This is a genomic window from Synechococcus sp. F70.1 (assembly GCF_047502745.1).
Taxonomy (GTDB): Bacteria; Cyanobacteriota; Cyanobacteriia; order Thermostichales; family Thermostichaceae; genus Thermostichus.
The window spans coordinates 1-1,275 of record NZ_JANSJL010000088.1 but is presented as its reverse complement, the minus strand read 5'-3'; the positions used below and the strand labels follow the sequence as shown (position 1 = coordinate 1,275).

Here is a 1,275-nt window from a genome sequence, read left to right as displayed (position 1 = left end):
GGTGCTGACTACCGTGTTGGTGTACGGGTTGGCGCGTACTCCCTCGGGACTGGCGGTGGAGCGGCTGATCTTGGCGGGGGTGGCCGTCAGCGCCCTGTTTGGGGCCATTAGCTCCACCTTGTTGTTGATGGCAGATGACCGGGTGCAGGTGGCTCTCACCTGGTTGATCGGCAGCTTGAGCGGGCGGGGCTGGCCAGAGGTGCAGGTGGCCGGGGCGTATATCCTGGTCGGCTTGGGATTGGGATGGGGGCAGGCGCGGGCTTTAAACCTGCTGAGCTTGGGGGAAGAGATGGCGGTGAGCTTGGGGATCCCTCTAGTGCGGACGCGGGTGGTGATTGGTCTGGTGGCGGCTTGGCTGGCGGCAACCGCCGTCAGTGTGGGGGGGTTGATCGGCTTTGTCGGTTTGGTGGTGCCCCACATGGTGCGGCAGGGGGTGGGATCCGATTACCGCTGGCTGTTGCCCCTTTCTGCCTTGGCGGGGGCGACCCTGCTGAGCGGCGCTGATATCCTGAGCCGTTTGGGCCCGATAGAGCTGCCGGTGGGGATTGTCACCGCTGTGATGGGGGCTCCCTTTTTCGGCTGGCTGCTGTGGCAGCAGGGGGCAGGGCGATGAGAGAGCCCATCCTGCAGGTCGAGGATTTGAGCGGGGGCTACGGATCCCGGACGGTGGTGCGACAAGTGAGCTTCAGCGTGCAACAGGGGCAATGGCTGAGCATTGTCGGCCCCAATGGTTCCGGCAAATCGACGGTGCTGCGACTGTTGAGTCGGGTTCTGATTCCCCAAGCTGGGCGCGTGTACCTGGACGGTCGGGATCTGCACGCTCAACTCACTCCAAAGCAGGTGGCCCGGCAGTTGGCTCTTTTGCCCCAGCAGCAGCGGATCCCGGCAGGGCTGACGGTGCGGCAATTGGTGAGTCTGGGGCGTTCTCCCCACCAGCCCTGGTGGGCGTGGCAGTTGACGCCAGCGGATCGGCAGCGGGTGGAGTGGGCTCTGGAGCAGACGGGACTGGGATCCCTGGCGCTGCGACCGAATAGCCGCATCACCTGATCCACCATTTCCCGGTGTTGTCCGGTCAAGATCGGCTCGGTGCGCAGATGGGGACTGGCACGCAGGGCTTGGATCACCGGGGCCAGCTTAATGGCTTCGGGCCGTGTGCCCAAGATCACGGCAACGAGGGGAAGGGAGGCCATAAGCTCAAGGACATCGGCACCTATAGGAGATGGGAAGCGCAGCTCATTGAAGCAAGGCCACCAACAAACCACTAACAAAAACCAC

Annotated in this window: 2 protein-coding genes and 1 pseudogene; 2 read left to right on the top strand and 1 reads right to left on the bottom strand. The window is 63.9% G+C overall.

Annotation, left to right across the window (positions count from 1 at the left end; translation table 11 throughout):
• Together NW860_RS09200 and NW860_RS09195 are read left to right on the top strand one after the other, a co-directional pair.
• Nucleotides 1-613: FecCD family ABC transporter permease (locus NW860_RS09200; RefSeq protein WP_414513780.1), on the top strand; the 613-nt coding region annotated here is incomplete at its 5' end.
• The gene (locus NW860_RS09195) at nt 610-1,047 is read left to right on the top strand and encodes an ABC transporter ATP-binding protein (protein WP_414513778.1); all 438 of its coding nucleotides are present in this window, start codon (nt 610-612) and stop codon (nt 1,045-1,047) included. The genes NW860_RS09200 and NW860_RS09195, both read left to right, overlap by 4 nt.
• Here NW860_RS09195 and NW860_RS09190 read toward each other — a convergent pair.
• A pseudogene (locus NW860_RS09190) lies at nt 1,017-1,190 on the bottom strand (UDP-N-acetylglucosamine 2-epimerase (non-hydrolyzing)); the annotation flags it as partial. The gene NW860_RS09195 and the pseudogene NW860_RS09190 sit on opposite strands and share 31 nt — an antisense overlap.
• Nucleotides 1,191-1,275 lie beyond the last annotated feature (85 nt).